The sequence below is a fragment of the Novosphingobium cyanobacteriorum genome, assembly GCF_029436685.1.
GTDB lineage: Bacteria > Pseudomonadota > Alphaproteobacteria > Sphingomonadales > Sphingomonadaceae > Novosphingobium > Novosphingobium cyanobacteriorum.
Genome location: NZ_JAROCY010000072.1, coordinates 1 through 1,671, shown reverse-complemented (window position 1 = coordinate 1,671; position 1,671 = coordinate 1). Strand labels below are relative to the sequence as shown.

2 protein-coding genes are annotated in these 1,671 nt (G+C 62.7%); both read left to right on the top strand.

Translation table 11 applies throughout. The features are described 5' to 3' along the window. Nucleotides 1–94: 94 nt before the first annotated feature. Nucleotides 95–1,450, top strand: coding sequence for an IS1380-like element ISPme1 family transposase (locus tag POM99_RS22260; RefSeq protein WP_012112698.1), 1,356 nt, complete (start codon nt 95–97; stop codon nt 1,448–1,450). After that, the coding region (locus tag POM99_RS22255) for a hypothetical protein (protein ID WP_277281003.1) at nt 1,441–1,671 on the top strand (231 nt) is incomplete at its 3' end. The genes POM99_RS22260 and POM99_RS22255, both read left to right, overlap by 10 nt.

The following is a 1,671-nucleotide window of genomic DNA, read 5'->3' as shown; positions in this document are numbered from 1 at the left end:
CCCACATTCTCCAAGTAAGTCGCTGATTTCGCTGTCGTAATCGTGATATTTCGCATATAAATCATGGCGTTGACGGCTGCGAGGGGCGCGTTTCATGGATCACCTGGAGGGTGCGGGCTTGGCGCGGGGAGATCGGGTTGATTTCGACCGCCGTGTGCGTCTGGAGTTCCGTGGTGCGCAGATCAGTTCAGACGGTGGCCTGCTGGTGATGCGCGAGCTTGATGACGTGCTCGGCCTGTCCAATCTGGCGTCGGAGGCGCTGCGAGACAGCCGCACCGGGAAGAACACGCTCCATCGGCTTGACGGATTGTTCCGGCAATCGGTGTTCGGACGACTGGCCGGATACGAGGATGTGAACGATGCCGACCGCTTGGCCCTCGATCCCGTGATGCGTCAGGTCGTTGGCGGCAGGGCCGTCGAGGCGCAAGCTGCTTCGGCATCGCAGATGGGACGGTTCGAGACCGAGACGCTGGCTCTGGCCGCGAACCGGGCGGCGCTGGCCGATCTGAACGGCCAATGGATCGACCGGTTTCATGACCGCAACGGGTTGAAATACATCGTGCTGGACATGGACAGCTCGGTCAGCCCCACCCACGGCGATCAGGAAGGTGCTGCCTGGAACGGGCATTTCGACTGCACCTGCTATCACCCCATCTTCTTGTTCAACCAGTTTGGCATGCTGGAGCGCTGCGCCCTGCGTAACGGCAATGTCCACAGCGCCGATGGCTGGCGGGATGTCCTTGATCCCGTCATTGCCCGATATGCTGGCCGCGACCTTGGTGGACGCTTCTTCCGGGCCGACGCTGCCTACGCGATCCCCGCGATCTATATGCGGCTGGAAGAAGCCAGGTTCTTCTACGCCATCCGTCTGCCCGCCAACGCCGTCTTGCGCGAGAAGATCGCGCATCGGCTGACACGGCCCGTGGGACGGCCTTCGCTGACCAAGGTCAAACGGTTCTTCGAGGACTTCGAGTATCAGGCGGCGTCCTGGGACAAGCCGCGCCGCGTCATCGCCAAGATCGAATGGCATCCGGGCGAGCTGTTCCCCAAAGTCGGCTTCATCGTCACCAACCTGCCGATGGAGCCAGACTGGGTGGTGAGGTTCTACAACCAGCGCGGCACCGCAGAGCAGCACATCAAGGAAGGCAAATATGCCTTTCGCTGGACGCGGCTGTCATGCCGGAAGTTCCGGCACAACGAGGTGCGGCTGCAACTGCACGCGCTGGCCTACAACCTGGCAACCTTCCTGCGCTGCATCGAACTGCCCGAGGCCATGGCGGACTGGTCGTTGACCAGCCTGCAACTCAAGCTGATCAAGATCGGCGCCCGCGTCGTCCGCCACGCCCGCGCCATTACCTTCCAGTTGGCCGAGGTCGCCGTCACCGGCCCGATGGTGCGGGCCGTCCTTGCCGCCATCCGCCGTCTTCGAACGCCTCCGTCATGCGCATGACCACGATCCATGCCCAAGCTGAACGAAAGCGGCAGGACAGGTCCGTCTGCCGCGCGGAAAAGCGGCTCTGCCGGGCCAGAATGCTGCGGGTTCGAGGCTTGATCCACCCGACTTCGGCCGTTTGCGCGACGACAGACACCGCTCGGGGCGAAAAACGCTTGCCCAGCGAGCAAAATCAGGCGATCTTGAAGTCAAGCGGCAGGCCACTTGGGGAATGTCGG